The following is a 1,257-nucleotide window of genomic DNA, read 5'->3' on the forward strand; positions in this document are numbered from 1 at the left end:
CAGGAAGTTTCCGTTTGCATCTTCCTGTGAAACCATCGTTCCATTCGCATCAAACCGTGTGATGTTCTGGTCCTTATCCATGAGTGTCCACTGATAGGAAATGGTCTTCTTTACTGTTTCCTGTTCTTCTTTTGCTTCTGTTTTTTCTTCCAGTTCATAAGTTTTTTCCTGTTCTTCCGGTTCTTCTTCCAACGTATATTCTTTGGTTTCTTCACAGGTATAGCTGTCCCCGTTCTTCTCAAATGCCAGACAGCTTCCATCGCTGTCCTGAAAGACCACCTGATCTCCAACATGATATAATTCCCTGTGAAAGCTGTCATACCATCCGTTTCCAAACATTCCCTGTTTGTCTGACTGGCTGTTATAAGTTCTTGTAAGGGATAATCCCATCACCCCGGTATTGATCTCAAAATCCGTGTTTGCATAGGTAAGATTTCCGCTTCCCTTGTCGATCGTTCCGCTTCCTGTCGGTGTGCTGATCTCTGCTGTATCACGGTAATCCCTGCTTCCAAGCCACCGGCTGTATTCCGCCTTGTCGATCGAAACCTGTGATCTCATCGTTACATATGCACTGGTACTGTTTACCTCTCCTTTTGTTGTAACTTTTTGTGCGCATACCTTATAATACCACTGGGTTCCATCTGCGACCTCGGTATCTGTGCAGTAAGAGTCCTTGATGGATGCCTTCACAAGATTTTCTTTCGATGGTGTAAAGTCTTCGCTCTTTCCACGATAAACGGCATAACTGATACTGTTTGGAAGTTCTTTTTTCTTCCAGCTGATCGTGTTCTTTCCATAGTGATTCTGGACGTTTCCATCTTCCGGTGCATAATCGGATGCCTTGGAATCGTCAATATAATAATAGTTGACGGTCTTTGCTGCGCTTTCATTTCCTGCCTTGTCAACGATCACTGCCTGGATCTTAAATGTCTGGTCCGTAACACCCTGGCTGATCGGAAGTTTGATCGTTGTCTGGGATGTTGTTCCGTTGAAACCTGCTCCTTTCATATAAGATGCTGCATTATCTACTTTATATTTGATATAAGAAAGGTTCGCATCTTTTCCTGTGATCTTCAGTACCGGATTTGTCTGGCTGGACGGACTGGCTGCTGTCTTTCCGGATGTCATCTCCGGATCACTGGCAAATGCCGGTGCTGTACGGTCGATCGTAAACCATGCCCCTTTTCCATATCCATTGATATATCCGTTGTCCACTCCACGGACAACGATCTTATAATCTCCTTCTGCCCACTTATC

Annotated in this window: 1 protein-coding gene; it reads right to left on the minus strand. The window is 44.6% G+C overall.

Going from position 1 to position 1,257, the window contains the following annotated elements; translation table 11 throughout:
* Positions 1–1,257 (minus strand): DUF6531 domain-containing protein (locus tag KE503_RS14335; RefSeq protein ID WP_212385710.1); only part of this gene is annotated, 1,257 nt, incomplete at both ends.

The sequence above is a fragment of the Anaerostipes sp. Marseille-Q3525 genome, assembly GCF_018223505.1.
Lineage (GTDB): Bacteria > Bacillota > Clostridia > Lachnospirales > Lachnospiraceae > Anaerostipes > Anaerostipes amylophilus.